This is a genomic window from Thioclava electrotropha (assembly GCF_002085925.2).
GTDB lineage: Bacteria > Pseudomonadota > Alphaproteobacteria > Rhodobacterales > Rhodobacteraceae > Thioclava > Thioclava electrotropha.
Map to the genome: position 1 here is coordinate 4,052,134 of NZ_CP053562.1, position 26,803 is coordinate 4,078,936.

29 protein-coding genes and 1 pseudogene are annotated in these 26,803 nt (G+C 64.6%); 12 read left to right on the top strand and 18 right to left on the bottom strand.

What is annotated here, in order from left to right; translation table 11 throughout:
- Positions 1-12: 12 nt before the first annotated feature.
- Entirely contained in the window at positions 13-1,236 is a 1,224-nt protein-coding gene (gene nirK, locus AKL02_RS19320) for a copper-containing nitrite reductase (protein ID WP_083078056.1), read from the bottom strand.
- A 59-nt stretch (positions 1,237-1,295) separates the two neighbouring features.
- Complete coding sequence (locus tag AKL02_RS19325) at positions 1,296-1,724, bottom strand: pseudoazurin (RefSeq protein WP_083078057.1); 429 nt, start codon at positions 1,722-1,724, stop codon at positions 1,296-1,298.
- Between the two features lie 210 nt (positions 1,725-1,934).
- Here AKL02_RS19325 and AKL02_RS19330 point away from each other — a divergent pair, with 210 nt between their 5' ends.
- Positions 1,935-2,642 (top strand): Crp/Fnr family transcriptional regulator, encoded by a 708-nt coding sequence (locus AKL02_RS19330; protein WP_083078058.1) that lies wholly within the window; start codon positions 1,935-1,937, stop codon positions 2,640-2,642.
- Here the strand turns inward: AKL02_RS19330 and AKL02_RS19335 are convergent.
- Positions 2,608-2,850, bottom strand: coding sequence for a DUF1858 domain-containing protein (locus AKL02_RS19335; protein WP_083078059.1), 243 nt, complete (start codon positions 2,848-2,850; stop codon positions 2,608-2,610). The genes AKL02_RS19330 and AKL02_RS19335 overlap by 35 nt on opposite strands.
- Before the next feature lie 125 nt (positions 2,851-2,975).
- On the opposite strand from AKL02_RS19335, the gene AKL02_RS19340 reads away from it, so the two are divergent.
- The 8 genes and pseudogenes from AKL02_RS19340 to AKL02_RS19375 all read left to right on the top strand — a co-directional run bounded on the left by AKL02_RS19340 (position 2,976) and on the right by AKL02_RS19375 (position 9,771).
- Positions 2,976-3,428: a c-type cytochrome gene (locus AKL02_RS19340; RefSeq protein ID WP_083078060.1), complete on the top strand. Its 453-nt coding sequence runs from the start codon at positions 2,976-2,978 to the stop codon at positions 3,426-3,428.
- A gap of 12 nt (positions 3,429-3,440) precedes the next feature.
- On the top strand, positions 3,441-4,790 hold the full coding sequence (locus AKL02_RS19345; protein ID WP_083078061.1) for a cbb3-type cytochrome c oxidase subunit I: 1,350 nt from the start codon (positions 3,441-3,443) through the stop codon (positions 4,788-4,790).
- Positions 4,787-5,590 carry a CbbQ/NirQ/NorQ/GpvN family protein gene (locus AKL02_RS19350; RefSeq protein ID WP_198453222.1) on the top strand — a complete coding sequence of 268 codons (804 nt, stop codon included), beginning with the start codon at positions 4,787-4,789 and terminating at the stop codon, positions 5,588-5,590. The genes AKL02_RS19345 and AKL02_RS19350 overlap by 4 nt, the downstream gene beginning before the upstream one ends.
- A 10-nt stretch (positions 5,591-5,600) precedes the next feature.
- The gene (locus tag AKL02_RS19355) at positions 5,601-7,505 is read left to right on the top strand and encodes a nitric oxide reductase activation protein NorD (protein ID WP_083078063.1); all 1,905 of its coding nucleotides are present in this window, start codon (positions 5,601-5,603) and stop codon (positions 7,503-7,505) included.
- Position 7,506: 1 nt separating this feature from the next.
- Positions 7,507-7,680 carry a protein NnrT gene (locus tag AKL02_RS19360; protein ID WP_078542441.1) on the top strand — a complete coding sequence of 58 codons (174 nt, stop codon included), beginning with the start codon at positions 7,507-7,509 and terminating at the stop codon, positions 7,678-7,680.
- Positions 7,677-7,901: an NnrT protein gene (locus tag AKL02_RS19365; protein ID WP_083078064.1), complete on the top strand. Its 225-nt coding sequence runs from the start codon at positions 7,677-7,679 to the stop codon at positions 7,899-7,901. Before AKL02_RS19360 ends, AKL02_RS19365 begins: the two co-directional genes overlap by 4 nt.
- Positions 7,902-8,021: 120 nt before the next feature.
- A pseudogene (locus AKL02_RS19370) lies at positions 8,022-9,112 on the top strand (NnrS family protein).
- Complete coding sequence (locus AKL02_RS19375) at positions 9,109-9,771, top strand: NnrU family protein (RefSeq protein ID WP_083078066.1); 663 nt, start codon at positions 9,109-9,111, stop codon at positions 9,769-9,771. Before AKL02_RS19370 ends, AKL02_RS19375 begins: the two are co-directional and overlap by 4 nt.
- A gap of 318 nt (positions 9,772-10,089) precedes the next feature.
- Here AKL02_RS19375 and AKL02_RS19380 read toward each other — a convergent pair whose 3' ends face one another.
- From AKL02_RS19380 to AKL02_RS19410, 7 genes are all read right to left on the bottom strand, one after another.
- A complete protein-coding gene (locus AKL02_RS19380; RefSeq protein WP_083078067.1) occupies positions 10,090-11,130 on the bottom strand; it encodes an aldo/keto reductase in 1,041 nt (346 codons plus the stop codon).
- Positions 11,131-11,138: 8 nt separating this feature from the next.
- Positions 11,139-11,771, bottom strand: a complete 633-nt coding sequence (locus AKL02_RS19385; protein WP_108722380.1) for a dihydroxyacetone kinase subunit L — start codon at positions 11,769-11,771, stop codon at positions 11,139-11,141.
- A gap of 8 nt (positions 11,772-11,779) precedes the next feature.
- Complete coding sequence (locus AKL02_RS19390; protein WP_083078068.1) at positions 11,780-12,781, bottom strand: dihydroxyacetone kinase subunit DhaK; 1,002 nt, start codon at positions 12,779-12,781, stop codon at positions 11,780-11,782.
- Positions 12,782-12,785: 4 nt separating this feature from the next.
- On the bottom strand, positions 12,786-13,841 hold the full coding sequence (locus AKL02_RS19395) for an ABC transporter permease (protein WP_198453223.1): 1,056 nt from the start codon (positions 13,839-13,841) through the stop codon (positions 12,786-12,788).
- A complete protein-coding gene (locus tag AKL02_RS19400) occupies positions 13,841-15,370 on the bottom strand; it encodes a sugar ABC transporter ATP-binding protein (protein ID WP_083078069.1) in 1,530 nt (509 codons plus the stop codon). The genes AKL02_RS19395 and AKL02_RS19400 overlap by 1 nt, the downstream gene beginning before the upstream one ends.
- Before the next feature lie 121 nt (positions 15,371-15,491).
- Positions 15,492-16,499, bottom strand: coding sequence for a substrate-binding domain-containing protein (locus AKL02_RS19405; RefSeq protein ID WP_078539248.1), 1,008 nt, complete (start codon positions 16,497-16,499; stop codon positions 15,492-15,494).
- 32 nt (positions 16,500-16,531) lie between these two features.
- Entirely contained in the window at positions 16,532-17,545 is a 1,014-nt protein-coding gene (locus AKL02_RS19410) for an ABC transporter permease (RefSeq protein WP_078539249.1), read from the bottom strand.
- A 172-nt stretch (positions 17,546-17,717) separates the two neighbouring features.
- On the opposite strand from AKL02_RS19410, the gene AKL02_RS19415 reads away from it, so the two are divergent.
- Positions 17,718-18,785 (top strand): LacI family DNA-binding transcriptional regulator, encoded by a 1,068-nt coding sequence (locus AKL02_RS19415; protein WP_198453224.1) that lies wholly within the window; start codon positions 17,718-17,720, stop codon positions 18,783-18,785.
- A gap of 311 nt (positions 18,786-19,096) precedes the next feature.
- On the opposite strand, the gene AKL02_RS19420 is transcribed toward AKL02_RS19415, so the two are convergent.
- The 8 genes from AKL02_RS19420 to AKL02_RS19455 form a co-directional block, all read right to left on the bottom strand.
- Positions 19,097-19,648: a fused DSP-PTPase phosphatase/NAD kinase-like protein gene (locus tag AKL02_RS19420; protein ID WP_083078070.1), complete on the bottom strand. Its 552-nt coding sequence runs from the start codon at positions 19,646-19,648 to the stop codon at positions 19,097-19,099.
- A 58-nt stretch (positions 19,649-19,706) separates the two neighbouring features.
- Positions 19,707-20,318, bottom strand: coding sequence for a hypothetical protein (locus tag AKL02_RS19425; protein ID WP_083078071.1), 612 nt, complete (start codon positions 20,316-20,318; stop codon positions 19,707-19,709).
- Positions 20,319-20,320: 2 nt separating this feature from the next.
- Entirely contained in the window at positions 20,321-21,304 is a 984-nt protein-coding gene (locus AKL02_RS19430; RefSeq protein WP_078603593.1) for an ABC transporter permease, read from the bottom strand.
- The gene (locus AKL02_RS19435) at positions 21,297-21,701 is read right to left on the bottom strand and encodes a hypothetical protein (RefSeq protein WP_198453225.1); all 405 of its coding nucleotides are present in this window, start codon (positions 21,699-21,701) and stop codon (positions 21,297-21,299) included. Before AKL02_RS19435 ends, AKL02_RS19430 begins: the two co-directional genes overlap by 8 nt.
- Positions 21,698-22,228 (bottom strand): ABC transporter permease, encoded by a 531-nt coding sequence (locus tag AKL02_RS19440; protein WP_198453226.1) that lies wholly within the window; start codon positions 22,226-22,228, stop codon positions 21,698-21,700. The genes AKL02_RS19435 and AKL02_RS19440 overlap by 4 nt, the downstream gene beginning before the upstream one ends.
- Entirely contained in the window at positions 22,225-22,971 is a 747-nt protein-coding gene (locus tag AKL02_RS19445; RefSeq protein ID WP_083078073.1) for an ABC transporter ATP-binding protein, read from the bottom strand. Before AKL02_RS19445 ends, AKL02_RS19440 begins: the two co-directional genes overlap by 4 nt.
- Positions 22,972-23,145: 174 nt before the next feature.
- A complete protein-coding gene (locus AKL02_RS19450) occupies positions 23,146-23,925 on the bottom strand; it encodes a COG4705 family protein (protein WP_083078074.1) in 780 nt (259 codons plus the stop codon).
- A gap of 8 nt (positions 23,926-23,933) precedes the next feature.
- A complete protein-coding gene (locus AKL02_RS19455) occupies positions 23,934-24,557 on the bottom strand; it encodes a hypothetical protein (RefSeq protein WP_083078075.1) in 624 nt (207 codons plus the stop codon).
- Between the two features lie 159 nt (positions 24,558-24,716).
- Here AKL02_RS19455 and AKL02_RS19460 point away from each other — a divergent pair, with 159 nt between their 5' ends.
- Together AKL02_RS19460 and AKL02_RS19465 are read left to right on the top strand one after the other, a co-directional pair.
- Complete coding sequence (locus tag AKL02_RS19460; protein ID WP_075776632.1) at positions 24,717-25,391, top strand: response regulator transcription factor; 675 nt, start codon at positions 24,717-24,719, stop codon at positions 25,389-25,391.
- Positions 25,391-26,749: a sensor histidine kinase gene (locus AKL02_RS19465; protein WP_083078076.1), complete on the top strand. Its 1,359-nt coding sequence runs from the start codon at positions 25,391-25,393 to the stop codon at positions 26,747-26,749. Before AKL02_RS19460 ends, AKL02_RS19465 begins: the two co-directional genes overlap by 1 nt.
- Positions 26,750-26,803: the final 54 nt, after the last annotated feature.

A 26,803-nucleotide genomic window follows, 5' to 3' on the forward strand; every position in this document is an offset into this window, starting at 1 on the left:
GGCCTCCCTGGCTCAGGTTTCCACCACATGGGGCGGCGTCACCTGCTCCATCAGGGCGTTGTCCCATGCGCCGTCCACCACGAAGTGGGCCGTGGCACCCAGCAGGGCCGCCTCGATCAGGTTGTGGTTGACGTAGGCGTAGACGCCCGGCTGCAGGAAGGTATACATCGCGGCCCCTGCGCTGCCGCCGCGGATGAACCAGGTCTCCTGATCCTTCTGCGGGGGATTGGCGAATTTGCCGTTCTCCCAGACATGGTCGCCATGACCGCCGATCAGGTGCGGACGGCTGTCGCGGTTGGCCTGATTGTGAACCATCAGAACCGTGTCGCCGACCTTGGCCTTGAAGGCGTTCTCGCCCGTCAGCGCCCCGACCGAACCGTTGAAGACCGAGTGGGTCGGCGTGAGCGTGCGCATCGCCTCGACGCTGTCGGCGAAGTCCTCACCGGCGACTTCGTAGGTCTTGTAATCGCCGTTCTCGTCCATCGGCAGGTAGAAGTCCTGCTCGCCGATATAGGCGATCGTGTCGTAGCGCAGCGGGTTGCCATCGGCATCCTTGAGCCCGTCACGCGGCAGCACCATCAGCGTGCCGTTCATGCCGTGGGTGACGTGGTAGGGGATCATCGCCCCACCCGGCGCGCAGTGATAGGTGAACACGCCCGGCCGCGTCGCCTTGAAGCGCAGCACCGTTTCCTCGCCGGGATAAACGTGGGTCAGGCCACCGCCGCCCAAGGCGCCCGAGGAGGCGTGGAAGTCGATATTGTGCTCCATCTGCGAAGCGGCGGGGTTGCTCAGGGTCAGTTCGACATAGTCGTCCTGATGCACGATGATCAGCGGGCCGGGGACCGAACCGTTATAGGTCAGCGCCCAGATGCTGGCGCCGGTATCCTCATCCACCGTCAGCAGGACCTCCGTGGTCTCCATCCGGATCTCGACGATCTTCGGACCGCCGGTCGCGACCTGCTCGTGCTTGGGCGCGAAGGGTGGTGCGACAAGCTCTTGGCGGACGCGGGTATAGCCCGACAGGTCAACCTTGGGCGCGGCCACCTGAGCCTCGGCCTCGGCGAGGATGAATTTCGGCGCGGCAGGGCGCGGCGCGACATGGGGCGCCATGCGCTTCGACGCGGTTCCGGCCATCCCGGCCCCCGCGGTCATCGCCGCGGCGCCTGCCAGAAGAGAGCCGCGCAGCACGTTGCGGCGGTTGGTTTTCACGAGAGCTGGATTGACATATTTCGGCATTTTAGCCTCCACTGGTTAAACGTAGCAGGAAGATGTCGCGCGTTTCCTGCCGCGGGCGCTCACAGCGCGCCCAATTCCTCTTCAAAGCGTTCCTTGGCCTTCTTCGGCACACGGCCCTCGAAGAAATTGTCGGGGGTGGTTGCGTCGCCCACCGCAATCACCATCACCATGCCCATCGCGTAATGCGGCTTGCAGCGCACGGCGTAGAGCCCCTCGGTGTCGAGCGTCACTTCGACCTCTTTGTTGATCTTGCCGGTAAACCCGTCGACTCCTTCGGGAATCATCCCGTCGATGCTTTCGGCGTTGTGACCCTTGTCGGTCGGAATGAAGCGGATCGTGTCGCCGGGAGCGGCTTTCACAAGCGCGGGCTCGAAGACCATCATGCCTTTTTCGCCTTTGTTGAGCATGTGAACCTCGTGGGTCTCGGCGCTCGCCGCACCACCCAGAAGAGCGGTCAACGCGAGGGCGGAAATCAGGGTGCGGATCATCTTTTGTCCTTTCCTTGGATCCTTGAATTGCCCTCTGTTTAGCGAGCTTGGACGCGTGGCTTTTTGCTCTGGCGCAAACTTCGCGGCGCTTTCTCACGAAAACGCGAGAAATATTCACGCCTCGTTCGCGACGACGTGACGTTTCATATTGGACGCAGCGCAGGGCGTATGTTTAGAGAAGGCATGAGCGCGCCCATTCCCCGTAAAACCATGTCGCGGCTCGACGAGAGTCTGTTGACGCCGATGCCGCCTTTCTCCCGTCTGGAGAAGCGGCAGATCCGCGAGATTCTCGACCTCGCCAGCGTGCGCCGCTTCGACGAGGGAGTGGCGGTCTTCGAGGAAGGCGCTCCGGCAGAGCGGTTCTACATGCTGCTCGACGGCTATATCCGGGTGATGCGGATCACGCCGACGGGCGAGCAGGTGATCGCGCTGCATATCCCTTCGGGGCAGCTCTTCGGGATCGCGCAGGCGCTTGGGCGCACGACCTATCCCGCGACTTCCGTCACCGCCTCGGAGGCGATCGTGCTGGGCTGGCCGATGAGGCTCTGGGATCAGTTTGTGTCGCAGTATGACGGCTTCGCTTCCGAGACCTACAAGACCGTGGGCCAGCGTATCGGTGAGATGAACACTCGCATCGTCGAAATGGCGACCCAGCAGGTCGAGCAGCGGGTGGCCAATTCGCTCTTGCGCCTGATCAATCAGACCGGGCGCAAAGTGGAGAACGGGATCGAGATCGACTTCCCGGTCACCCGGCAGGATCTCTCGGAAATGACCGCGACGACGCTGCACACGGTCTCGCGCTTGTTGAGCGCGTGGGAAAAGCAGGGAGTGGTCGCGAGCCGCCGCAAGCGGATCACCGTCACCGATGCGCACCGTCTGGTGCTCATTTGCCGGGGCGAGGCCCCGCCGTCTCGATAGATGCCGCAATAGCCTCGTCCAGCTCGGCGATGAAGTCGTCGAGATCGAGCCGATACTCGGTGCAGGCATCGTCGATCGTGTGGAACGGGTTCACGAGGCAGCCCACACAGAGCATCTTGTGACGCATGAACACCTCGATCGTGGCAGGCCAATCGCGCATCAGCGCGTCGAGCGTGGCATCGGGGTTCTTCCAGCTGGCTTTTGACATGGCGGGACCTCTCTGCCGACCAAGCTAATCCCGGCAATCCAATCAAACGTTGTGCTGGCGCAAACTTCCCTGCTGCGAACGCCGCTATCCCTCGGGCCATCGACTGACCCCCAAGGGAGGCCCCAATGGCTGAAATCCTGACCAAGTCGCGGGCGCGAAACATCTTTTACGGAGGATCCATTTTCTTCGTGCTGGTGTTCATCGCACTGACCGCGCAAAGCCACTTCTATATCGTGAACCACTCGACCGCCTCCGCGCCGCTGACCGAACAGATCGCTCGCGGCAAGGGCGTGTGGGAACGCAATTCCTGCATCAACTGCCACACCCTGCATGGCGAGGGCGCCTATTTCGCGCCCGAGGTCGGCAACGTGATGACCCGCTGGGGTGTCGCGGACGACCCGCAGGGCGCCTACGAGACGCTCGACGCCTGGATCGCGGCGCAACCCTCCGGCATCGAGGGTCGCCGCCAGATGCCGCATTTCGACATCAACGAAGAGGACATGCGCGCGCTCGCGGAATTCCTCCGCTGGGCCGATCAAACCGACACGCAGGGCTGGCCGCCCAATGATGCGGGCTGAGGAGAGAGACCGATGAAATACCAATCCCAATCCGTGGCGAAAGCCTATTTCTACTGCGCCATGCTGCTGTTCGGCGTGCAGGTTCTGGGCGGTCTTCTGGCCGGCTGGATCTATGTCTCGCCCAACACGCTCTCCGAGATCCTGCCCTTCAACGTGATCCGGATGATCCACACCAATGCGCTGATCGTCTGGCTGCTGCTGGGCTTCTTCGGTGCGGCCTATTTCCTCGTCCCCGAAGAAAGCGAGCGCGAGATCTTCTCGGTCAAGCTCGCCTATCTGCAGCTCGCGATCCTGATGATTGGGACGCTGGGCGCGGTCGGCTCCTATCTCGTCGGGATCCATGGCGGGCGCGAATTCCTCGAACAGCCCCTTTGGGTGAAGTTCGGCATCCTCGTCGCCGCCGTGATCTTCCTGATCAACATCTCGCTGACGGTACTGGCGGGTCGCAAGACGGCGATCACCAACGTGCTGCTGATGGGTCTTTGGCTGCTGTGCCTGCTGTGGGTTTTCGCCTTCATCAATCCCGACAACCTGTCGCTCGACAAGATGTACTGGTGGATGGTTGTCCACCTTTGGGTCGAGGCGACCTGGGAGCTGGTGATGGCCGCGATCCTCGGCTTCCTGATGCTCAAGCTGACGGGCGTGGACCGCGAGGTGGTCGAGAAATGGCTCTATGTCATCGTCGCCACCGCGCTCTTCTCCGGCATCCTCGGCACCGGGCACCACTTCTACTGGATCGGCACGCCGGGCTACTGGCAATGGGTGGGCTCGATCTTCTCGACCTTCGAGGTGATCCCGTTCTTCCTAATGATGTCGTTTGCCTTCGTGATGGTCTGGAAGGGCCGCAAGAACCACCCCAACAAAGCCGCACTCCTGTGGTCGCTGGGCTCATCGACCGTGGCCTTCTTCGGCGCGGGCGTCTGGGGCTTCCTGCACACGCTGCACGGGGTGAACTTCTACTCCCACGGCACGCAGATCACCGCCGCGCACGGGCACCTCGCCTTCTACGGGGCCTATGTGGCGCTCAACCTCGCGGTCTTCACCTATGCGATGCCGATGCTGCGCGGGCGCGATCCCTACAACCAGGTGCTCAACATGGGCGCATTCTGGCTGATGACCGGCGGCATGGCCTTCATGACCTTCGTTCTGACCTTCGCAGGCACGATCCAGACCCACATGCAGCGGGTCGTGGGCGACTACTACATGGACGTGCAGGACAGCCTGTCGATCTTCTACCTGATGCGCTTCGGCGCAGGGGCGGCGGTCGTGCTCGGGGCGCTTCTGTTCATCTACTCCCTCGTCGTGGTGCGTCGGCGTGAAGTCATCGCCCCCGGTCCCGTAACCCCCGTGGCAGGAGAATGACGATGTCCCTCGACACGACGAATGCACAGATCCCCTACTACCACCCGACCGGCCGCGAATGTGCCCTGTTCGAGCGCGCCCATGCCAACGGTTTGCCCCTTCTTCTGAAGGGGCCGACCGGCTGCGGCAAAACCCGCTTCGTCGAGCATATGGCGGCGCGGCTGAACAAGCCGGTCTACACCGTCGCCTGCCATGACGACCTGTCGGCGGCGGACCTGATCGGGCGTTACCTGCTGAAGGGCGGCGAGACCGAATGGGTCGACGGGCCGCTCACCCGGGCGGTGCGCGAAGGGGCGATCTGCTATCTCGACGAGGTGGTGGAGGCGCGCAAGGACGTGACCGTGGTGCTGCACCCGCTCACCGACTCGCGCCGCCGTCTGATCATCGACCGCACCGGCGAGGAACTGGAGGCGCCGGAGGGCTTCATGCTCGTGGCCTCCTACAACCCGGGCTACCAGAGCGTGCTCAAGCGGCTCAAACCCTCGACCCGGCAGCGGTTCCTCTCGATCGCCTTCGACTTCCCCGAACCCGAGGCGGAGACGCGCGTGATCACCGCCGAGACCGGCCTGCCGGTCGCGCAGGTGGTGCCGCTGGTGCGCCTCGCCGGGCATATCCGCAAGCTCTCTGGCATGGATCTCGAGGAAGGCGTCTCGACCCGGCTTCTGGTCTATGCCGCGCGGCTGATCGGCGCGGGCATCGCGATCGAAGAGGCGCTGGAGACCGCCGTGGTCCAGGCGCTCAGCGACGAGCCGGACGTGCAGCAGGCGCTGCGCGACCTGATCGCCACGATCTACGGCTGAGGAGCACACCATGAGACTGATGGACCTGATGGAGCCCGAGGAAACCGTAGGCGAGATCTGGCACGATCTGGCCAAGGATATCGGTCAGGACGATCGCCATCCCGACGCCGCGGTCGCGCTGGCCGCATTGCGCCCCTCGCTCGCGCTGTTGCTGCGCGCGCTTGGCGGCGGTGCGGATGTCGAGATCGTCGAGGCCCCGGTCACGCCGGTCCGTCACCGCCAACCCGTCCGGCGCCGCCTTGGCGCCGGGCGCGAGACCGAGCGGGTCGCCCGCTTCGACGGCGCGCGGCTGCGCCTGCCGCCGGTGATGGACGTTTTTCCCCGGTCTGATCTCAACCGTGCCGCCTATTTCTGGCTGACCGCGCTGGCGGCGCTCAGCCGCGACGCGATGCCCGAACTGCCCGACGAGACCGACGGTCCGGCGATGGATTGCGCGCAGATCCGCGCCAATGCGCAGGCCTGCGATCTGGCCTATCGCCGCTGCATCGGGCTGCGCGCACCCTACCGCGAGATGGCGGCGCTCACCCTCGCAGGCCGGCGCAGATTGTCGCGCCCGGCGGCCGAGGCCGCGCTAGAAGCGGCGCTTTGCGACCAGCTCTGCGCCGAGGGCACCCGCGCCCCGCTGCCCGAGACGGCGGAGGGCGCACGCGGTTACATGCCGCTCGCCCCGGTGCCGATCTGGCTGCGATTTGCCCCCAACACCGCGGGCCGCAGCGCCGCCTCGGAAGAGGCCGATGCCCCCGCCTCCGCCCCGACCGCGATGGCCAGCACGCAGCGCAAGCATGGCGAGCGCCGCGATCTCGATCAGGCGCGCCGCCGCGACAGCTTCATCATCCATCGCTTCGAGTCGATCCTGTCATGGGTCGAGGCGCTGAACGTCAATCGCTCGGTCGACGACGATGACGAGGAGAACGCCGCCAAGGCCGCCGAGGATCAGGACCAGATCACCCTGACCCGCCACGACCGCAAAGCCGCGACGCGGCTGCGGCTGCATCTCGACCTCTCGCCCGCCGAGGCGGAGCACGAGGCGCTGGCGGGCGCGCATGTCTATCCCGAATGGAACCACCGCGGCCGCGCCTATATGGAGGGTCACTGCCGGGTGCTCGACGCGCCCGCCCGACCCGAGGCCACGCAAACCTTCCGCGCCGATCCGCGCTATATCCGCGCCGTACGCCGTCAGTTCGAGGCGCTGCAGCCGCGCCGCATCCTGCGCCCGCGCCAGATCGACGGGACCGAACTGGATCTCGACGCCGTCATCGCCACCCGCGCCGATCTCGCTGCGACCGGGCGGGGCAGCGACCGGATCTGGCAAAGCCTGCGCAAGGTGGAACGCGACCTCGCCGTGGCCTTCCTGATCGACACCTCGCGCTCCACCGAAGCCGCGATCGGCGACAGCTGCGTGATCGACATCGCACGCGAGGCGATGTCCGCGCTGGCCGAGGGACTTGATGCGGCGGGCGACCGTTTCGCGATCTGGGGATTTTCCTCACTGCGCCGCGACCGGGTCTTCCTGACGCGGGTGAAAGACTTCGAGGCCCCGATGGCGCCGCCGATCCACGCCAATATCGCGGCGCTGCGCCCGGGCCATTACACGCGCCTCGGGACCGCGATCCGCCACGTCTCGGCACAGCTCGCGCAGGAGAGCGCAAGCCGCAAGCTGTTGATCGTACTGACCGACGGCAAGCCCAACGATCTGGACCATTACGAGGGCCAGCACGGCATCGAGGACAGCCATATGGCCGTGCGCGAGGCCCGTCGCGCGGGCCAGAGCCTGCACGGCGTCATCATCGACGAGGACGGGCAGGACTGGTTCGCACGAATATTCGGGCGCGGCGGCTTCACCCTGCTGCCCCGGCCCGAACGGCTGCTGCGCGCCCTGCCCGATATCTACCGCTCGCTCACACAGGAGACCTGACATGCGCAAACTGACCCTTCTTCTCGCCCTCGCCCCAGCCGCTGCACAGGCGGCCAGCTTCGAGCGCCCGATCCCGCAGGCGCAATCGGCCACAGCCGAGTTCTGGTTCGCGCTGGCGGCGCTCGCGCTCGTCGCGGCACTGGCGGTGGTCGCGCGGGTGGTCGCCCGGCGATGAGCGCGCGCTGGTCCCCCGCCCGGATTGCGCTGATGCTCTACCCGTTCGGCTGGGGCGCCTTCGCGGTCAACGTGTTCTTCGCCTCGCTGATCGGATCGTGGGTCGGGCTGCCGGTCGCGACGCCGGTCGTCTCGCTCGGTCTGGGCGCGGTGGTCGCCGTGCCTGCGACCTACGCCTTCGCATGTCACATCCGGCGGCTGATGGACGCCGCCGAGAGCTGAAAGGAGCCGATCATGGCCCTATCTTCCGCAGAACAAATGCGCCGCTGGCACGGCCCGGCGCTGCTGTCGGGCGGCTTTCGCCCGTTCTTCTTCTTCGGCGCCGTCTGGGCCGCGCTGGCGATGGCGCTCTGGGTGCCCGCGCTTGCCGGGCTGATCAAGCTACCGACACGGCTCGACCCGGTCAGCTGGCACGCCCATGCCTTCCTCTTCGGTTATCTTGGCGCGGCAATCGCAGGCTTTCTGCTGACGGCGGTGCCAAACTGGACCGGGCGGCTGCCGGTCGTGGGCTGGCCGCTCCTCGGCCTCGTCACGCTCTGGGGGCTCGGGCGGCTGGGGCTGCTCGTCTCGGCGCATCTGCCCTTCGCACTGGTCGCGAGCGTCGATCTCGCCTTCCCGCTCGCGCTTGGAGGCGTCGTGCTGCGGGAGATCGTGGCAGGGAAGAATTGGCGCAACCTGCCGGTTCTGGGATTGCTGAGCATCTTCACCCTCGCGGACCTTCTGTTCCTGATCGAAGCCGCGCAGGGCGGCTATGCAGCAGCGGGCATCGGGATGCGGCTGGGCCTTGCCGCCGTGCTGATGATGGTCGCGCTGATCGGGGGCGGATCATCCCCTCCTTCACGCGCAACTGGCTGGTCAAGGAGAACCACCCCGCGCGCCCTGCCCCGCCGATGCAACGCTTCGACAAGCTTGCGATGGTGGCTGCGGGTGCGGCGCTGCTGGCTTCAGTCACCTTGCCCGAGGCGCGACTGACCGCGACGCTGCTACTCGCGACCGGTGTGCTGCATCTCGCGCGGCTCTGGCGCTGGAAAGGCGGGCTGACGCTGCGCGCCCCGATCCTCTTCGTGCTGCATCTGGCCTATGCCTGCCTGCCGCTCGGGGCGCTGGCGCTTGGGATTGCGATCCTGTTCCCCGCCTCCTTCACTCCGGCCACCGCGCTGCATCTGTGGACGGCGGGCACGCTTGGCGGCATGACGCTGGCGGTGATGAGCCGTGCCTCGCTCGGCCATACCGGACGCCCGCTGGAGGCCAGCCCCGGAACCGTCGCGGTCTATGCTGCGCTCTTCGTCGCGATGGTCGCGCGACTCCTCGCGGGATGGCTTGGTCTGAGCGCGCTCTACTCGGTCTCCGGTGTGGCGTGGTGCGCTGCTTTCCTCGGCTTCGCGATCCTCTATGCTCCGGTTCTGTGGCAACCCAGACGGAGGGCGCAATGATGTGGCTGGCTTATGGCGGAGTGTTCGCGGCCTTCCTCGCGACCCATTCGATCCCGACGCGCCCGACGGTCAAGGCGCGACTGATGGCGGCGCTCGGCGCGTCCGGTTTCACCCTTGGCTATTCGCTGCTGTCGACGGCGATGCTGCTGATCCTGATCCGCGCCGCCGCATGGCCGGACCCGATTTACCTGTGGTCCGCCACCCTTTGGGCGATGGAGGCGACCCGGGCCGGGATGGCGCTGGTTTGCATCTGGTTCGCCGTCGCGCTCGGCCATCCGAACCCGTTCTCCTTCGGCGGCAGCCGCCGCAAAAGCTTCGACCCCGATCGCCCCGGCATCGTGCGCCTCACGCGCCACCCGATGCTGCTGGGCCTCGCGAGCTGGGCCGGGCTGCACCTGCTGCCGAACGGCGATCTGGCGCATGTGCTACTGTTCGGGACACTCGGAGGGTTCGCGCTGCTTGGTATGCGGCTGATCGACCGCAAGCAACGCCGGGAGATGGGTTTGGAGGTCTGGGCCGAGACGCTGCGCCGGACGAAAGCCGCGCCCCTGTTTGCGGGGTTCACGCTGGCCGATCTCGGTCGGGCGGCGCTTGGCCTCGTGGCCTACATGGCGCTGCTGCATCTGCATGAATATTTCGCAGGCGTCGCTCTGGTATAGAGTGCGCGCGTTTCGAAAGTCTCGAGGATGACCGCGAAGGCTGACGCGCCCCATCAGTTTCCATGACGAGAAGCCGACATTCGTTGTTTATTGGACAAATGTCCGTTTTGGGCCGTTCACTTCGCCGAAGCAGGAAGGGCGGTGAGCGGTCATTCGCTGCGCTCGGTCCCAATTCCTGCTATGCGCCCAAGTATTCGCTTGCTACCCACCTTAGCGGCAACTGCGAAAGCACACAAAAGCGTCAGTAGTCGTCTTAGGCTTCATCGACCGGAGCGACTTACTGCGACCGACCTCGTGCACCAACTTCAACTGGTCATTTCAGCGCGTCACGATCCCGTCCGCCGGGCTGAAGCGCGGCTTGGCGAATTGCTCCTGATGCCATAGCGGGTAGATCAGCGGCGGACGGCTCACTTGGTCCAGGCGGGCTAGGTCGTCTGCCGAGAGCGTTACTTCGAGCGCGCGAAAATTGCGCTCGAACTGCTCCACCGTGCTGCCGCCCACCACCAGCGAAGCGACGCCCGGACGCGTAAGCAGCCATGCCAGCGCGATCTGAGCGGCCTCGACGCCATGCGCCTCGCCCAATTCGTTAAGCACATCGACGATCTTCCACAGCCGCTCCTGATCCCGGATCGGCGGCTCGGTCCAGCCCTTGGACTGACGGCTCCCCTCCGCCACCGGATTGTCGCGGGTGTGTTTGCCCGACAGCAGCCCTGCGGCAAGCGGGCTCCAGACGGTCGCGCCGACGCCCTGATCGACCGCGATCGGCAAAAGCTCATATTCCGCCTCGCGCGCCTCGAGCGTGTAGTGGATCTGCTGGGTGACGAAGCGCGCCCGACCGGGCTTGTCCGAGGCCATGAGCGATTTCATCACCTGCCAGCCGGTATAGTTCGAGCAGCCCGCGTAGCGGATCTTGCCCTGATCGGTCAGCGTCTGCAGGGCTTCGAGCGTTTCCTCGACCGGGGTTTGGCCGTCCCATTCGTGGATGTGGTAGATGTCGATGTGATCGGTGCGCAGACGCTTCAGGCTGCGCTCGCATTCGCGGATCAGATGCCAGCGGCTCGCGCCCTCGCCATTGGGGCCATCATCGATCGGCATCCGGGCTTTTGACGAGATCAGCACCTCGTCGCGGCGGCCTTCCAGCGCCTCGCCCACGATCTCTTCGGCCGTGCCGGTGGAATACATGTTCGCCGTGTCGATCAGGTTCACCCCGTGGTCGATCACGCAATCAAACAGATCGCGCGCCTCGGCCACGCCCTGACTGCCGACCATCGCGAAGGGACCCTCGCCACCGAAGGTAAAAGTCCCCATCGCGAGGGCTGAAACCTTCAGCCCGCTCCGTCCCAGCGTATTGTAGTGCATGCCCTCTCCTATGCGCCGAAAGCGGCGCTTGTCTCTTCGATGAGGATGCAGGCGACAGTGCCGCCCGCGTCCTGAATGCCTTTGGATTTCTCGCCAAACGCGGCAGCCTTGCCGTGCTGGGCTTCCATCTCCTTAGTCGCCTCCAGCGCCTCTTTCGCAGCTTGGGCCGCCGCGCGTGATGCCTCGGCGGGCGATGCGCCTGCCTGCGCCTGCGCGGCGATGGTCTCGGCCATCGGGTGCAGTACGTCGAGCACGGTCTTGTCGCCCAGTTGCGCCTTGCCGCGCTGTGCGATCCCGTCGCGGAACGCCGCCCAGAAATCCGCGAGCGCCGCGGTATCCATCACGTCCACACCGTCGAGCGCCTTCGCGCCGCGCAGGAAGCCCGTCGCCATCAGTGTGCCCATGGTCGAGGGGGCAGCTTTCGCGATCGCAGCGCCTGCGGTTTTCATTCCGTCCGCCAGCGTCTCGGGCGCCTTCTCCTCAAGGGCGGTCGCCGCAGCGGTGAAGCCCTTCGCCATGGTCAGTCCCAGATCGCTGTCCCCGACCTTGCCGTCGAGCTCGATCAGCGCCTGCTTCTCGGCGGCGAACCGGTCCCGGTAACGGTTGAACAGGTCCGGCAGTGCCTTCGCATCCATCGTCATGGCAACCCTCACTTCGCGATATGTTTGAAGAACGGCGTCGTCGCGCCGCGCGCGATCAGCGGTTTCAACTCGTCATCGAGATGCAGCACCGAGATCGAGGCGCCCGCCATCTCCATCGAGGTCGCGAATTCGCCGATCCAGACCTGCGCGACGCTCACGTTGCGCTCTGCGAACAGCTGCGAGATGCGACGGTAGAAGATGTAGAGCTCTTCCATCGGCGTCGCGCCCAACCCGTTGACGATGATCGCCACCTCGTCGCCTGCCGCGTAGTCCTGCTCGGCAAAGATGCGCTCCATCATTTCGTCCACGACGGCATCGGCGGGCTCGAGCGTCTTGCGGGTGATCCCCGGCTCGCCATGGATGCCCATGCCGATTTCCATCTCGTCCTCGCCAAGCGTGAAGCTGGGCTTGCCGACTTCCGGAACGATACAGGGCGTCAGCGCGACACCCATGGTGCGCGTGCGCGCCTTCGCCTTCTCGGTCAGGCGGGCGACTTCGGCGAGCGGCTTCATCTCGGCGGCAGCGGCACCCGCGACCTTGTAGAGGAAGACGATCCCGGCCACGCCGCGGCGCTTGTGCTCTTCGCCCGGCTTGGAGGAGGCGACATCATCATTGCCGACCACGGTGGCGGTCTCGATATCGTCGACCTCGGCCAATTCCCCGGCGAGGTCGAAATTCATGATGTCGCCGCTGTAGTTGCCGTAGAGATAGAGGACGCCCGCCCCCTGATCGACATGCTTGGTCACTTCGAGGATCTGGTCCGAGCTGGGCGACTGGAACACGCCACCGACACCCGCACCATCGAGCATCCCGTCGCCGACATAGCCAAGGAACAGCGGCAGGTGGCCGGAGCCGCCCCCCGTCACGATCCCGACCTTGCCGGGGACCGGGTTGGCCGTCACGAAGCAATGCAGATCGTCCGCGACATGGGTCACTTCCGGATGGGCGGCGTAAATCCCCTCCAGCATCTCTTCGACGAAATCTTCGGGTTTGTTGAGAAATTTCTTCATCGGATCACTCTGCTTTGCGTTGCTTGGGTTTTTGCTTGCGGCGCACGAAGAAGGCCGCTGCGAGAAGGATGAACGCGCCCACGACGAGGCGCTGCCAGGTGCTGGGGATACCCACCAGAACCAGGGTGTTGCTGACGACGGTGATCAGGAGAACACCGGCCACGGTGCCCAGCACCGAACCCGTGCCGCCGGTGATCCGCGCCCCGCCCAGAACGACGGCGGCGATCACCTCGATTTCCGTGCCGACCAGATCGAACGGGTTGGCCATGCGGGTCGCGCTGACATGGATGATGCCTGCAAGCCCCGCGAGCGCGCCCGCGAAGGCGAAAACGAAGACATGCACCACGCGCTGGCCATAGCCGAGCCGTGCCGCGACCTCCGGGTTGCCGCCGGTGGCGAAGATCGCCCGGCCCATCAGCGTGCGGTCGAACAGGAACCACGCCAGCCCGACGACGACGGGGAAAATCAGGAAATAGGCGGGCAGATCGACCGTCACGCCATTTGCGCCCTGAAACTGGTAGAGCGCGGCCTTGCCGAAGGCGGTCATCTGCGGCGGAAGCTCCATCAGCCACACCGTGCCGACGAAAGCCAGCAAGATCCCGCGGAACAGGTATTGGGTCCCGATCGTCACGATCAGCGAGGGCACGCGCAGACCGTGGACCAGAAGGCCGTTCACCGCGCCCAGAAGCGCACCGGCCACGACGGCAATCGCGATGATCGCGGCCATCGGCAGATCGGGCGCCACGGTGATCACGAATTTCGTCAGCGAATACATCGTCAGCGCCGCGATCGCGGTAAAGGAGACGTCGATCCCCCCTGCCGCTAGAATGGCAAAGACGCCGAGCGCGAAGAGGCCGGTCACCACGCTTGCGCGGCCCATGTCGATGAGCGAGCCCGGCTGCAGGAAGTTGGGGTTGATGATCGACACCGCCACGCAGATCACGACCAAGATGGTCAGCGTCACCATCTCGGGTCGGCGTCGGAGGGTCTCCCAAATCGTCAGTTTGTCCTCGGTACGTTTGGGCGTTGATCGGTCATTCATCTCTTGCACCATGGTCATCAGGCAGCCTCGTTCGCCGAGCCGAGCATCGATTGGTAAATACGGTTCTCGTCGGTGGTCGCGGCGTCGAGTTCATCGACGAGGCGACCGCGGTTCATCACGAGGATCCGGTCGCAGTTCTGCAGCAGTTCCGGCAGGTCGTCGGAGACGATGATCAGCCCGATTCCGCGCTCGGCCATCGCCTGGATCGCGCGGTAGATCGTGTCCTTGGAGCCGACATCGACGCCGACCGTCGGGCCATGCAGCACCAGCAGTTTCGGCTCGATGCTGAGCCACCGGCCAATCAGCACACGTTGCTGGTTGCCGCCAGACAAAGCCGACACCGGCAGATCGATATTGCCGGTATTGAGGTTCATCGCCTCGGAAATCTTGCTTGCCGCCTCGCGGCCTTTGCGCTTGTCGACGATGCCGCCGCGACCGCGCAGCCGGTCGAGGATCAGCGTCACCTCGTTCTGGTAGATCGATTTCTGCAGGAACAGACCCTCGGAGAGGCGGTCCTCGGGGACATAGCCGATGCCGCGCGCAATCGCGTCCGCGGGAGAGTCGAGATTCACTCGCGCGCCCGAAATCTCAAAATGACCGGAACTCAGCGGCTGGTGGCCAGCCAGCGCGAGGGCGACCTCGTTGCGCCCGGAATCCGAGAGCCCCGTGATCCCCAGCACCTCGCCCGCTTTCAGCGAAAAGGCGACATCTTCAAAGGCCGCGCCGGAGCTCGCGCCCTCGACGCGAAGCACTTCCTCGGCCTGCGGCGTGCCCTTGCGATAGCGCATCGTGTCCAGCTCGCGCCCGGTCATCAGATGCGACAGCTCGGCCCGCGAATAATCCGCGATCGGGCCCTGCGAAATACATTCGCCGTCGCGGAAGATGATCGCCTGCCCGCCGATGCGGTAGCACTCCTCCAGCTTGTGGGTGACGAACAGCACCGCCACGTCGCGTTCGAGCAATTTGCCGACCAGTTCGATCAGCGCGTCCACCTCGTGCCGGGTGAGCGATGTGGTCGGCTCGTCCATGATCACCAGCCGCGCGTCGGCGGCGATAGCGCGCGCGATCGCGACGCGCTGACGGATCGCAAGCGGCAGATCCCCCACCATCGTGCCGAGGAGTTTCGCCGTCGGCTCCAGCCCGACATTGCGGATCGCCTCGCGCGCCGTCTCGCGCAGACGGCGGCGGTTCAACAGACGCATCAAGCGCCCGTTGCCGCTTACCAGCTGGTCGCCAAGCGCGACGTTTTCCACGACGGAGAGGTTCGGCAGCAGGGAGAGGTCCTGATAGACCGTCTCGATCCCCGCTTCGAGCGACTGGATCGGCGACAGCTCGCTATGCGCCTGCCCGTCCAGAACGATCTCGCCTTCGCTGGGCGCGTGGGCGCCCGAAATGATCTTGATGAAGGTGCTCTTGCCGCAGCCATTCTCGCCCAGCAGGTGATAGGCGACGCCTGTATCGATCGTCACATCGACGCCACGCAGCGCGTGAACACCGCCAAAGCGCTTATGGATGCCGCGCAGCTCCAGAAAATGTCCGTCTGACATCTGTTTGCTCCCCCCTGAACACCGGTCGCTTCCATCCCATGCGCCAAAGCTCCTCCAGCCTGGGCACGGGCAGTCTGACAGTCGGCCGGGGCTGCCCCCGACCGACCAGTTTTTTCACGCCTTAGAAAAGGGTCTCTTTGTAGGTGTCCTTGTCGACGAGAACCATGCCGTTGCCCACGACCAGCACGCCGTCACCTGCGCCGGGGCGCACGCTGACACTGTGGTAGCCGTCGACTCCCAGATCCATGCCGTCGGTGATCTCTTCACCCGCGAGAATCTTGGTGGCCAGCGAGTTCATCGCCATGCCGGCCTTCTGAGGATCCCAGAACCCGATCGCGGTGATTGCGCCGCTGTCGAGATAGGCCGCCGAAGGGTTCGGCAGACCGGTGCCCACGAGGCAGACCTTACCGGCCAGACCCGCTTCTTCGATCGCGCGACCGACGCCGAGCACGTCATTGCCCGCCGAGGTCTGGAAGCCCTTGATATCCGGATGCTTGCGCAGGATTTCCTTGGCTTTCTCATAGGTGCCCTGGGCGTCGTCGAAGCTTTCGTTATTCGGATCGACGAGTTCCATATCCGGGTATTTCTTCGCGTTCTCCTCGCCCGCGCCGACCCATTGCATATGGGTGCGGCTGCCCAGCGAGCCGACGAAGGTCGTCCACTTGCCCTTGCCGTCCATGCACTTGGCCAGACGCTCGTTCAGGGCCGCACCGTATTCGGCGTTATCGAAGGCTTCGACATCGGCCATGGTGTTCTTCTGGTTATCGGCCTCATGGGTCACGACGACGATGCCACGATCCATCGCGCGCTTGAGCACGCCTTCGAGGATCGCCGGATCCATCGGCACGACGGCCAGCGCATCGACGCCGCGCGCCACGAGATCCTGAACGATCTGCAACTGCTGCGCGGAATCCGCCGTGGCAGGGCCGACTTGCTCGATCTTCATGTCGGAATGTTCCTGCGCGTATTTCTCGACGCCGGTCTTCATCCGGTCGAACCACGGAATACCGCTGATCTTGACGACCGTGGTGATCGACTTGCCCTCTTGCGCCGCGACCCCTTGCGCACCGGCCAGCATCGCTGCTGTTGTCGCGGCCAACAGGCCGATTTTAAGTCCTTTGAATGCCATGATGATCTCCTCCCTGGATTACATTCTTCGGCTCAGTTTTTCGGAGCGCGCGCCGCGCGCCCCAGCGAAAAGCGTGTGATGAACTGGTCGACCAGCTCGAAGCGGTTCACCGCGAGGAAGCACAGCAGCAGCGCGCCCCAGGCGAAATCCCGCACGAAATTCGAGAACCCGACGAAGTTCAGCAGACTCGACAGGAGCTGCAGAGTGATCGCCGAAAGCACCACGTTAACGACGCGGCCATACCCGCCATCAGGACGCACCCCCGCCATCACCGCGACAAGGATCGCGATCAGAAGATACGAGGTGCCGTAGTCCCATTTCACGTTGATGTTGCGTGCCGCGATGATCACCCCGGCAAGCCCGGCCATCAGTCCTGACAGTGCGTAGGTGGTGATCAGGATGCGGTCGCGGTTGAAGCCGCTGAAGAGCGCCGCTTTCGGGTTTGCCCCGGTGAGCATCAGCTTCATCCCGTAGGGCGTAAACCGCAGGACGCCCCCCAAGATCAAAGCCGCGCCGAGGAAGATCAGGAAGCTCGCCGGAACTCCGAAGATCAAGCCGTTGCCCAGATCATAGAGCGCGGGCGGCGACCCGATCATGACCGAGCGTCCTTCCGAAAACACGACCGCCGCACCGGTAAAGGCCATCTGGGTGCCCAAGGTGCACAGGATCGGCGTGATCTCGAAGCGCGAGATCAGAAATCCGTTCAGCGCGCCCCCCAGCATGCCGATCAGCAGGCAGCCCCCAGCGAAAGTGATGGTGAACAGCACCGGGGCCTCGTCCACCGGGAAAATCGAAAGAGCCACAAGCCCCGAGGCCACCCCCGAAAGGTTCGCCAGCGCGATCCCCGACAGGTCGATCCCGCCATTGCCTGAGCACATCGCGAGCATCACGCCGATGGCGAGCAACCCGATCTCGGGCACTTGGTTCGCCATCGACTGCAAATTGTAGATCGAAAGGTAATTGCCGCCGGATGCCGCGCCGCCGACTGCGAGAAGCAGCACGATGAGCACGGACAACACAAACAGATTCCCGTCCAGTTTCGACATCTCCTCCCCCGTGTCGTTTACTGAATAATTATCTTATTTACTAAATTGCTACTATTATGTTTACTAAAGTCAACCCCGTTTGTTCACTAGCCCCTCTCGGCGCGTGAGATTAAAAGGACCGTGCGTTCCGCCCATGTGCGGCACAGACAAATCGCGATGAAATGAAGGTGGGATGAGCGAGACCATGGAAGTTCAGCCGAAGAAACCGGTCACTTTACGCGAAGTTGCCGGGCACGCGGGGGTCTCCGCTGCCACCGTGTCGTTGGTTCTGAACGATAAGGGCGATATCTCAGAGGCCACCCGCGCCCGCGTCCTGCAGGCAGTGGAAGCGCTGAACTACACGCCGCGTTCGAATCGGCCACGGCAGGAAGCCACCAACACGATCCGCTTCCTGAAAATTGCACGGCACGGCCAGACGGTGAACCGCGACCACAACCACTTCATCTCGGATTATATCGACGGCATGTCCTTCGAGGCGCTGCGGCGCGACTACGCCTTGCAGGTCGTAAGCTACGAGCAGGAATCTCTTCAGCAGATGCTGTCCGACCTGGAGGGGACGGAGCCGCGCGGAATCGTCGTGCTCGGCACCGAACTGTCGCGCGAGGATATCGAGACGATCATTGAATACGCGCCGCTCCCCACGGTGCTCATCGACACCTACCACCCGTTCCTGAAGGCGAATTTCGTCGACATGGACAACGATCAACTCGTCCACGACGCGCTCTCACATCTGATAGCGCGAGGCTTCCGCAGGATCGGCTATGTCGGGAGCTACAGCGAGGTGATGAACTTCCGACTGCGTCAAAGGGCTTTCCAGACCGCGGCCGCGGCACTCGGATTGCAGGGCGAGGATGCGCAGGAACTTTCGGTGATGTCGACGCTGGAAGGGGCCTATAAAGAGACCCTGACTCAATTGCGCGGCCGGCCCGTCGCGGATGCCTATTTCTGCGCGAACGACATAATCGCCTTCGGCTTCGTCCGGGCCTTGCGCGAATTGGGCCATCGCGTGCCAGAGGATGTCTCCGTGGTCGGCTTCGACAACCTGCCCACCTCGAGCGTCTTCGACCCGCCCCTGACCTCGGTCGACGTGCCGAAAGCGCGCATCGGCGCAATGGCGATCCGCCTGCTCGACGACCTCATAGCGGCGGACGACCGTGACCAATCTCCCGTCAAGGTTCTGATGACGGGGGAACTGGTCGTGCGCGACAGCGTCGCAAAGGCACAAGACAGGAAGCGCTAACCGCGTATGCTTCTGCTATCGTGCAGCCAGAGGACGGGCATCAACTTCGGTCATTGCAGCGCGTCGCGGAAACCTGCCGCGTTCTGAGAGGTTGCTTCCGGCCAGCAGACGACACCCGCTGGTCATGGGAAACGTTCGGCTCGGCGCCCGTGGTTCAAATGCCCGTTGCCGAAAGACTTTCCAGCCGACAGCCTTGACGACGGGCATGGGCGGAAAGTGTGAATCCGCTGTGCGTCTCTCGAAAGTCCGCTCACGAGAAAAACGAGACTTTCCCACTATCATCAGACCTGCGACCAAGAGGTTGAAATCCTTCAACTGTTGGCCGCCAGCCATGTCTCGTCCATCGGCCAAGCTCTGGAGAGCCGGGGCACGCCGACATGACCGTAGAGTAGAGACAATTGCCAGCCTGCCTCGGACGGCGAACGCTTTTTCTGATGCGCAAGATAAAGGGCCGCTGCCAGTCCCGTGCGATCTGCGCCGGCTTTGCAGTGGACCAGCAAGGGTTTCGGCGCGTCGGCCATGGCGGCTTCTAACACGGCGATGCGCGCGGGGCTCAGGACCTCGTGATCGGACATTTTGAAATCGATCAGCGTCAGCCCCAGCCGCTGCGCCGCGGCCTTCTCTTCGTCGTACCACGCCTGTCCCGGATGTGCTCCGCGCAGGTTGAGAACCGACCGGATGCCGTCCTTTTTCTTGTAGGATTTCAGCCGCTCGGCCGTTGGCTGGTTCGACCGATAGAACTCGCCAGCCACCACGGTGTGGAAATTTCCTGTCATCTGAAGAAATCCGAAATAGAGCACCAGCGCCGCGAGCGTCCCGAGCAATACGGTGCCCACGACCTGCGCGATTTTACGGAGTTTCATTGCCTCTGCCTCCCTCTGCGACCCCGCGAAGCGGGGCCGCGATCCGATCGTTTCGGGATCAATCCGCCTGTTCGGCGCCACCGGCGTCTTTCTTGACGCCCTGCGTCACCGCGGCAAAGCCCGGAAGCTGCAGGCTCACCTCGACCTGTTTCGCCGATTGCGCGGTGGTGTAGATCGAGTTCGGGTTCGCGCGCAGATGCCCCGGCTTGCCGCTGTCATCGACATGGATGCGGGCCGAGCCATTGGCGGGAACCGTCACGTCGGGGTGCAGGATATAGGCCTCCTTCGCGCCGCTATCGGCATCGGTGATCGTGTAGAAGAGGGTGAAGCCCTTCAGCGGTTTGGCGCTGTCATTGACCAGCTGGATCTCGAGGTGATCCGGCGCATCCGTATGGGTCGCGGGGTCGACGTTGTTCTCGACAAGCAGTTCTCCGATATGGAACGGCGCGGCAGTGCCCCCGGGCTGGATCGGGCTTTGCGCCATCACCGGGTCCTTGTCGGCCAGATCGTTCTGCCCGTCGCCGTCGGTGTCGGGGTTCTGCGGATCGGTGTGCAGCAGCGGCTCTGCCATGTCGGGCACGCCATCCTTGTCGGTATCGGTCTGCGCGGCTTGGGCGCCGCCAGCGGCGAGCATCAGCAGCACGGTGAGGGTGGAAAGAGTCTTGTTCATCGTCAGGTCTCCTTGGTCAGACGATCGGCACGGATCGGACGCAGCAGGACGAGCCCGCCGAGGCCGAGGGTGAAGAGAATGAGGAACCAGGCATCGCCCTTCTTGTCGGCCCAGATCGGCCCGAGCGCTTTGCCGGTGTAGATGTCCTTGATTCCGAGCACCGCGAAGGTGAAGCGCTCGTAATGCTTGGTCACGGACGAGACCTCGATCCCGTTGCGGATGGTCTCGTAGGTGGCGAAGCCCTGCTTGATCCTGGTCTGCTCGGCTTTCGGGATCGAAAGCTGCGCAAAGACACCGCCCGCGACCTGATTGTCGGGGTCCATCGTGTCGCCGATCTGCGGCGCGACGAGCACCACAAGCAGCCACAGAGCGAAGGCGTAGAGCAGCCCGCTCGCGGGGCTTTTCAGCCAGAGGCTGAGGCCGAAGCCCACCGCGAAGATCGCGCTGAGATAAAGCGTCGAAGCCCCCCAGGTGATCGCGAGCCGCAACAGGTCATTCGCCCCGATGCCAATGCCCGAACCGAGCGCGAGCACTACGGCGCAAAGCGCGAAGACGAAGGCCAGCGCGGTCGCCATCAGCCCGGCCCCGCCCAGCAGCTTCGCGGCGAGGAACTGCCAGTTTGAAAGGGGGCGCGTCAGGATCAGCGCCAGCGTCTGGCGCCCGCGCTCTTCGACGGCGGCGCGGTAGCCCGCGATCAGCGCGATCACCGCGCCCATGATCTCGATCTGCTCGATCGTGCCGCGCATCAGCTTGAGCGGGTAGAATTCGGGCGCTGCGATCGAACCGAGGCTTTTGCCGAGCGCCAGAAGCTGCTGTTTCGCGGCCATGTAGGTGGCGACATCGGTGCGCATCGCGACCGTTCCGGTGATCAGCGAGATCAGCGCGGCGGCGACGAGCGCCAGGGTCGCGGCCAGCAGGAAGCGGTCGCGCAGCGCGATCCGTGCGTCCTTGAGCGCAATCGTGGGAATAGCGGACAGATCAGGCATCGGGGCCTCCCTTCGTCATGTCGAGCTTGAGGCAGCCACGCAGCGCATAGAGGCCGGAGCCCGCTGCGAAGAGCATCATCACGACCAGCGGGGGCACGGGGCCGCGCGGCGGCAGACCGTCGGGCAGATAGCCCATCAGCTCCGCGCCGAGATACTTGTAGGCTTCGGCCAGAGAGAACGGCCCGAGCAGCATCGCGGAGAGGTCGAAGATCGTGGATTGCGGCGCGGGTGCGAGCGCCGAGATCGGGTTGATCGCAGCAGTGGGCAGGATGTTTCCGGTCAGCGCAGGCCAGACGAAGGTCAGCACCAGCCAGACCACCGTCGGCACCATCAGCCCCACGGTTTCGCTGCGCGCCCGCGCCGAAGCGCCGATCGCGATCAGCCCGAAGGTCATCATATACAGCCAGCCCAATGTGAAGAACGCGGCCAGCCGCGCCCAATCCCCGGCTGCGATATGCACCGAAGGCAGGATGGCGAGGGTCGCCGCCCCACCACACCCGCAAGCGCCGCGAGCCCGCCGACGGCCAGGGCGAGTGCCGAGACCTTGCCCCGCGCGTAATCGAGCCGCTCCAGCGGGCGCGCGCCGATCAGCGGCAGCACTCCGGCCCGGCGGTCGGTCTCGACCATGCGGTAGCCGATCACGATGGCCGAGAAGGCGCCGATCAGGCTGATATAGATCGTGAGATTGCGCAGCAGCGCCAGCGGCGAGCCCTGCGTGACCGGGTTCGGCGGCACCGGCTTGCCATTGGCTTCGAACCAATGCGTGGCGCTCGCGTAGATCGCGTCGACCGTCGAGGTCGCGGACCAGCCCAGATAGGCCGAAACCAGCACCAACGCGGCGAACAGTGCGGCCACCAGCGCGATCGTCCGCTCGCGCGCAAGCGCGGCGAGCGCGTGGCGGCGTAGGATCGTGGAGGGTGTCATGCCGCGACCTCGCGATCCGGCACCACCGAGAGGTAAAGCTCCTCGAGGGCCTCTTCCGAGCCGTAGCGCGCGTTTACCGTCTCGATCGTGTCGTGGAAAACGAGCTGGCCGTGCGAAAGGACGCCGATGGAGGAACAGGACCGCGCCACCTCGCTCAGCAGGTGGGTGTTCATGAAGATCGTCATGCCCTGCCCGTTCAACCGCTCCAGCACTTCGCGCAGTTGGTGCACCCCCATCGGATCGAGCCCCGAGGTCGGCTCGTCGAGGAACAGGACCTGCGGGCGATGCACGATGGCCTGCGCGAGCCCGACCCGCTGGCGCATCCCCTTGGAGAAGGTCGCGATCCGGCGGTCGGCAAGGTCTGTGATGCCGAGGAACTCCATCACCTCCTCGACGCGGTCGCGGGCGTCCTCGATCCGCGAGAGGGCCGCGAAGAAGCGCAGGTTCTCGCGCGTGGTGAGCGTATCGTAGAGGCGGACGTTCTCGGGCAGGTAGCCGATGGCGCGGCGCAGCGCGATGCGGTTATGCGCGAGGTCGCAGCCGGCCACGCTCGCCGTGCCGCCGCTGGGCTCCATAAGTGTCGTCAGAAGCCGGATCGTCGTCGTCTTGCCCGCACCGTTATGGCCGAGAAATCCGAAGATCTCGCCGCGGCCAATGTCGAGGTCGAGCGGCTGGAGCGCGGTGAAATCGCCGTAGCGCAGGGTAAGCCCCCGCGTGCTGACGGCTGGTGTGTCTGTTTGCATCTCTGGGCACCTCCTTTTGATGTTGAGAGGAGCTTGCCCGCCGCGTTCCGGATCGAATTCGCCCGTTTCTTACAAATCCGTGAGAAGCCGGGTTTCTGGCTTGGCCGGAACGAAAACCCTCCGCCCCGGACGGTCGGGACGGAGGGCCACGCGGCGTACGATCTGGAAAGGGAGTCAGACGCGCCTGCGTTTCACGGTCATCGCGGCGACGGTGATCGCGATGACGGCAAGGAAGCCGAGGCTGGTGGGAATGGTGCCGAAGCCCAGCCCGCCATACTCGGTGGGCTGCGAGAGAAGATCGCCGAAGGACGCGCCCAGAGGGCGGGTGAAGATATAGCAGAGCCAGAACGCCCAGAGCCCATCGAGCTTGAGCGCGAAATATCCCGAAGCGAGCGACGCGATGATCAGTCCGAAGAGGATGCCGGTCGCGAGATAGCCGATGCCGAATTGCTCCGAGATCAGATCGCCCACCGCCGTGCCGAGCGCGAAGGTGAACAGGATCGCGAGCCAGTAGAACCCTTCGCGCCGGGCCGTGTAGACCTCATGGATCGAGAGCGTGCGCTCGGAGGCGAACCACGCCGCAAAGGTCGCGCCCAGCAGGATGGTGAAGCCGATCGTCGAGTCGATCAGCGGAATCCCGAGATTGTCGGTCATGTTGTCGGTGATCAGCGTCCCCACGATCGAGATCAGTACCACGGCCGACCAATAGACCGCGGGCACGTAGCGGCGCTGCGCGAATTGCCAGCGGATCACGAGGGCGAGGATCGCGGTCATCAGGATCGTCGTCGCGGTCAGGCCGAGGCCCAGATTGACGGCCAGAAAGTCGGCCGCCGTCTCGCCCATCGTCACCGCCATCAGTTTGATGAGCCAGAAGCCCGGCGTGACCTCGGGAACGCGGCTGACCGGATTGGTCAACTCTTCGTCGGGGTAGATGAAAGTCTGTTGGTAGCTCATGATGCGCCTCAGTTGTTCAGCATTGCCAGCGCCTGCGCCGAGAAGGCATCGGCGCGGGTGTCGTCATCCGCGTTGCAGCGCTCGAGCGCTTTCGCCTGAAGATCGGAGACCGCTTGCGGCGCGGTTTTGCCGCCGAGCGTATCTCGAACTTGCCCGATCATCGCCTCGCAGGGCAGCGCGTGGCCGGTCTTGTCGGTCACCGCGATGCCCGCGACTTTCTGCACGGCCCCGACTTCCGAGGGCACCGGATCGGCAAGCGCGGTCTGCAGCCCGTCAAGGCTCTGCATCACGCTTTTCGCGTTCGGCGACTTCGTCCGCAGGGCGGCGAAAGCCTTGTCCGCGGCCCCGTCGATCACGCCCCAGGCCGACGGATCGGCCTTGCGCAGCTTGGCCGCGTTCTTGTCCCAAAGGGTCTCCAGATCGGTGATGCGTTTCTCTGCGGCGGTGAACTCGCCTTTCTTGGCAAGCGACTGTGTATCGCTCACGATCGTCTCGTAAGGGCTCATATCGCCGAGGCTTGCGGCTTGCGGCGCGGAAGCGCCCGGCGCTCCCGTACTCATGGCCATTTCGACCATTGAAAATGACGCGACCGGCACCGCGATCAGCGCGGCGGAGAGAAGCAGGTTTCGCATAAGGTCCTCATTGCTTGCGATGCATCCACATCGATGCCGCCAGCAATCCCCTGCAGAAGGACGAAGCGTTTTGCTCCCGTCTTACGAATTTGTAAGAAATCGCACAGACCTTGCGGAGCCGCCCGTGACAATCCCGGTCCGTTATCGAAAGATGGTGCGATGAAGATCCTGATTGCCGAAGACGATGCCGAAACCGGAGACTACCTGCGCAAGGGGCTGACCGGAGAAGGTCATGCCGTCGACCTGCTCCGCGACGGGCGCGAGGCGCTGACGCAAGCGACCGCGCAGAGCTACGATCTGTTCATCTTCGACCGGATGATGCCGGGGCTCGACGGTCTGGCCTTGCTCAAGGCGTTGCGCGCGGCGCAGATCGCCACGCCCGCCATTCTGCTGACCGCGATGGGCAGCGTCGAGGATCGCGTCGCCGGTCTGCGCGCAGGGGCCGACGACTACATGGTGAAACCCTTCGCCTTCGTGGAGCTGCTTGCACGGATCGATACGATTGCGCGCCGCCCTGCCCTCAAGGCCGAGGTGACCGAACTGGTGCAGGGCGATCTGCGGCTCGACCTTCTCGCCCGCGAGGCATGGCGCGAAGGTCAGTGCATCGAATTGCAGCCGCGGGAATTCATGCTCCTGAAGCACTTCATGGAACGTCCCGGCCGGGTGCAGACCAAGACGATCCTGCTGGAGGCGATCTGGGACATCCATTTCGACCCGAAAAGCAGCGTCGTCGAGACCCATATCAGCCGGCTACGCGGCAAGATCGACAAGCCTTTCGCCACCCCCTACCTGACGACGCTGCACGGGATCGGCTACGTGTTCGAGGCCTCGTGATGCGTGCATTCACTTGGTCGATGCGCTTCGCCATCGCGATCTCCACGGTCTTCGCATTCGCGGCACTCGTCGCGGGCGGCGTGTCCTACGTGCTGCAATCCAAGGAAATGAGCCTCCGCCTCGAGGGCGAGGTGCGCGCCGATACCGAGGCGCTCGCTCTCTCCGCCCGAGGCGCCGACATGCAGGACCTGAGCGAGCAGATCACAGCGCGGATGACGACGAGCCGCGACGGCGCGAATATCGTGACCTTCGTGCCGGCCGATGGCTCTGACGCGCTTGGCAATGTTCGCGTCGCCGCCTCGTTCGAAGGTACGCGACACCTCGAACCGGGGTCCGGCCTGACGCTGCTCGACCCACCCGGTGCGAATGTCCCCGAAGGCTATGTCACCTATGGAATGCAGCTTCCGTCAGGCTGGCTGATGACGGGGCGCGACGATGCATGGCTGCGCGAACAGGGCGAAATCCTCGCCACGAGCTTCGGCTGGGGTCTCGGCCTCGCACTTCTGCTGTCGATCAGTTTTGCGGTCTTCATTGCGCGGCGAAACGAGGCGCGCATCGACCGGATGGAGCAGGTCCTTCACGCGGTCGGCGAGGGCCGCCACGGGTTGCGCATCCGCGACGAAGGCGATGACGACGTGGCGCGTCTGGCGCAAAGCGTGGATGAGGCGCTCGACCAGTTGGAGGCGGGGATCGCGTCGATCCGGCAGGTCTCGACCGATGTCGCCCATGACCTGCGCGCGCCACTCGCGCGTTTGCGGCTTCGGCTCGAGCCGGTGGCATTGGATGCGTCCTTGCCGTTGGCGCAGCGAGGCGAGATCGGGAAAGCCCTGAGCGATCTCGATCAGGTCTCGGAAACCTTCGACGCGATCCTGCGCCTGTCCCGCATGCAGGCCGGAATGGTCGAGATCACGCGTTTGCCCGTCAATCTCACGCAGCTCTGCCAAGATGTCGCGGAGATGCTCGGCGCGGGGGCGGAGGATGCAGGGCAGGAACTGGCGCTCGATCTGCCGGAGAACATTTCTATCGAGGGCGACCGCGAGCTTCTGTTTCAGGCGCTCGTGAACCTCGTGGACAACGCGCTTCGCTACAGCCCCTCCCCGGCGCGGGTTTCGATAGGCGTGCATGCGGAAAGCCAGAATGTCGTGCTGAGCGTGACAGATAACGGCCCCGGCATCCCGGACCGCGATCTGGCGCGGGTGCGCGAACGTTTCGTCCGCCTCGACCAGAGCCGCAACACCCAAGGCAGCGGTTTGGGCCTGAGCCTCGTCGACGCCATCGCGCAGATACACGGGGGCGAGCTGCGCCTGCAAAACCTCGAACGCGGTCTGCGGGTGGAGATGCGCTTTCCAACGTTGTGATGGGTGAAATGTGCCACGCAAATGACGCTCCACCAGCGACGGGACAAACGCGGG

Bases quoted from the DNA above. Each gene is read 5' to 3' on its own strand.
- nirK (WP_083078056.1), bottom strand. From the start codon at position 1,236: ATGCCGAAATATGTCAATCCAGCTCTCGTGAAAACCAACCGCCGCAAC.
- AKL02_RS19325 (WP_083078057.1), bottom strand. From the start codon at position 1,724: ATGATCCGCACCCTGATTTCCGCCCTCGCGTTGACCGCTCTTCTGGGT.
- AKL02_RS19330 (WP_083078058.1), top strand. From the start codon at position 1,935: ATGTCGCGGCTCGACGAGAGTCTGTTGACGCCGATGCCGCCTTTCTCC.
- AKL02_RS19335 (WP_083078059.1), bottom strand. From the start codon at position 2,850: ATGTCAAAAGCCAGCTGGAAGAACCCCGATGCCACGCTCGACGCGCTG.
- AKL02_RS19340 (WP_083078060.1), top strand. From the start codon at position 2,976: ATGGCTGAAATCCTGACCAAGTCGCGGGCGCGAAACATCTTTTACGGA.
- AKL02_RS19345 (WP_083078061.1), top strand. From the start codon at position 3,441: ATGAAATACCAATCCCAATCCGTGGCGAAAGCCTATTTCTACTGCGCC.
- AKL02_RS19350 (WP_198453222.1), top strand. From the start codon at position 4,787: ATGACGATGTCCCTCGACACGACGAATGCACAGATCCCCTACTACCAC.
- AKL02_RS19355 (WP_083078063.1), top strand. From the start codon at position 5,601: ATGAGACTGATGGACCTGATGGAGCCCGAGGAAACCGTAGGCGAGATC.
- AKL02_RS19360 (WP_078542441.1), top strand. From the start codon at position 7,507: ATGCGCAAACTGACCCTTCTTCTCGCCCTCGCCCCAGCCGCTGCACAG.
- AKL02_RS19365 (WP_083078064.1), top strand. From the start codon at position 7,677: ATGAGCGCGCGCTGGTCCCCCGCCCGGATTGCGCTGATGCTCTACCCG.
- AKL02_RS19375 (WP_083078066.1), top strand. From the start codon at position 9,109: ATGATGTGGCTGGCTTATGGCGGAGTGTTCGCGGCCTTCCTCGCGACC.
- AKL02_RS19380 (WP_083078067.1), bottom strand. From the start codon at position 11,130: ATGCACTACAATACGCTGGGACGGAGCGGGCTGAAGGTTTCAGCCCTC.
- AKL02_RS19385 (WP_108722380.1), bottom strand. From the start codon at position 11,771: ATGACGATGGATGCGAAGGCACTGCCGGACCTGTTCAACCGTTACCGG.
- AKL02_RS19390 (WP_083078068.1), bottom strand. From the start codon at position 12,781: ATGAAGAAATTTCTCAACAAACCCGAAGATTTCGTCGAAGAGATGCTG.
- AKL02_RS19395 (WP_198453223.1), bottom strand. From the start codon at position 13,841: ATGACCATGGTGCAAGAGATGAATGACCGATCAACGCCCAAACGTACC.
- AKL02_RS19400 (WP_083078069.1), bottom strand. From the start codon at position 15,370: ATGTCAGACGGACATTTTCTGGAGCTGCGCGGCATCCATAAGCGCTTT.
- AKL02_RS19405 (WP_078539248.1), bottom strand. From the start codon at position 16,499: ATGGCATTCAAAGGACTTAAAATCGGCCTGTTGGCCGCGACAACAGCA.
- AKL02_RS19410 (WP_078539249.1), bottom strand. From the start codon at position 17,545: ATGTCGAAACTGGACGGGAATCTGTTTGTGTTGTCCGTGCTCATCGTG.
- AKL02_RS19415 (WP_198453224.1), top strand. From the start codon at position 17,718: ATGAGCGAGACCATGGAAGTTCAGCCGAAGAAACCGGTCACTTTACGC.
- AKL02_RS19420 (WP_083078070.1), bottom strand. From the start codon at position 19,648: ATGAAACTCCGTAAAATCGCGCAGGTCGTGGGCACCGTATTGCTCGGG.
- AKL02_RS19425 (WP_083078071.1), bottom strand. From the start codon at position 20,318: ATGAACAAGACTCTTTCCACCCTCACCGTGCTGCTGATGCTCGCCGCT.
- AKL02_RS19430 (WP_078603593.1), bottom strand. From the start codon at position 21,304: ATGCCTGATCTGTCCGCTATTCCCACGATTGCGCTCAAGGACGCACGG.
- AKL02_RS19435 (WP_198453225.1), bottom strand. From the start codon at position 21,701: ATGATGACCTTCGGGCTGATCGCGATCGGCGCTTCGGCGCGGGCGCGC.
- AKL02_RS19440 (WP_198453226.1), bottom strand. From the start codon at position 22,228: ATGACACCCTCCACGATCCTACGCCGCCACGCGCTCGCCGCGCTTGCG.
- AKL02_RS19445 (WP_083078073.1), bottom strand. From the start codon at position 22,971: ATGCAAACAGACACACCAGCCGTCAGCACGCGGGGGCTTACCCTGCGC.
- AKL02_RS19450 (WP_083078074.1), bottom strand. From the start codon at position 23,925: ATGAGCTACCAACAGACTTTCATCTACCCCGACGAAGAGTTGACCAAT.
- AKL02_RS19455 (WP_083078075.1), bottom strand. From the start codon at position 24,557: ATGCGAAACCTGCTTCTCTCCGCCGCGCTGATCGCGGTGCCGGTCGCG.
- AKL02_RS19460 (WP_075776632.1), top strand. From the start codon at position 24,717: ATGAAGATCCTGATTGCCGAAGACGATGCCGAAACCGGAGACTACCTG.
- AKL02_RS19465 (WP_083078076.1), top strand. From the start codon at position 25,391: ATGCGTGCATTCACTTGGTCGATGCGCTTCGCCATCGCGATCTCCACG.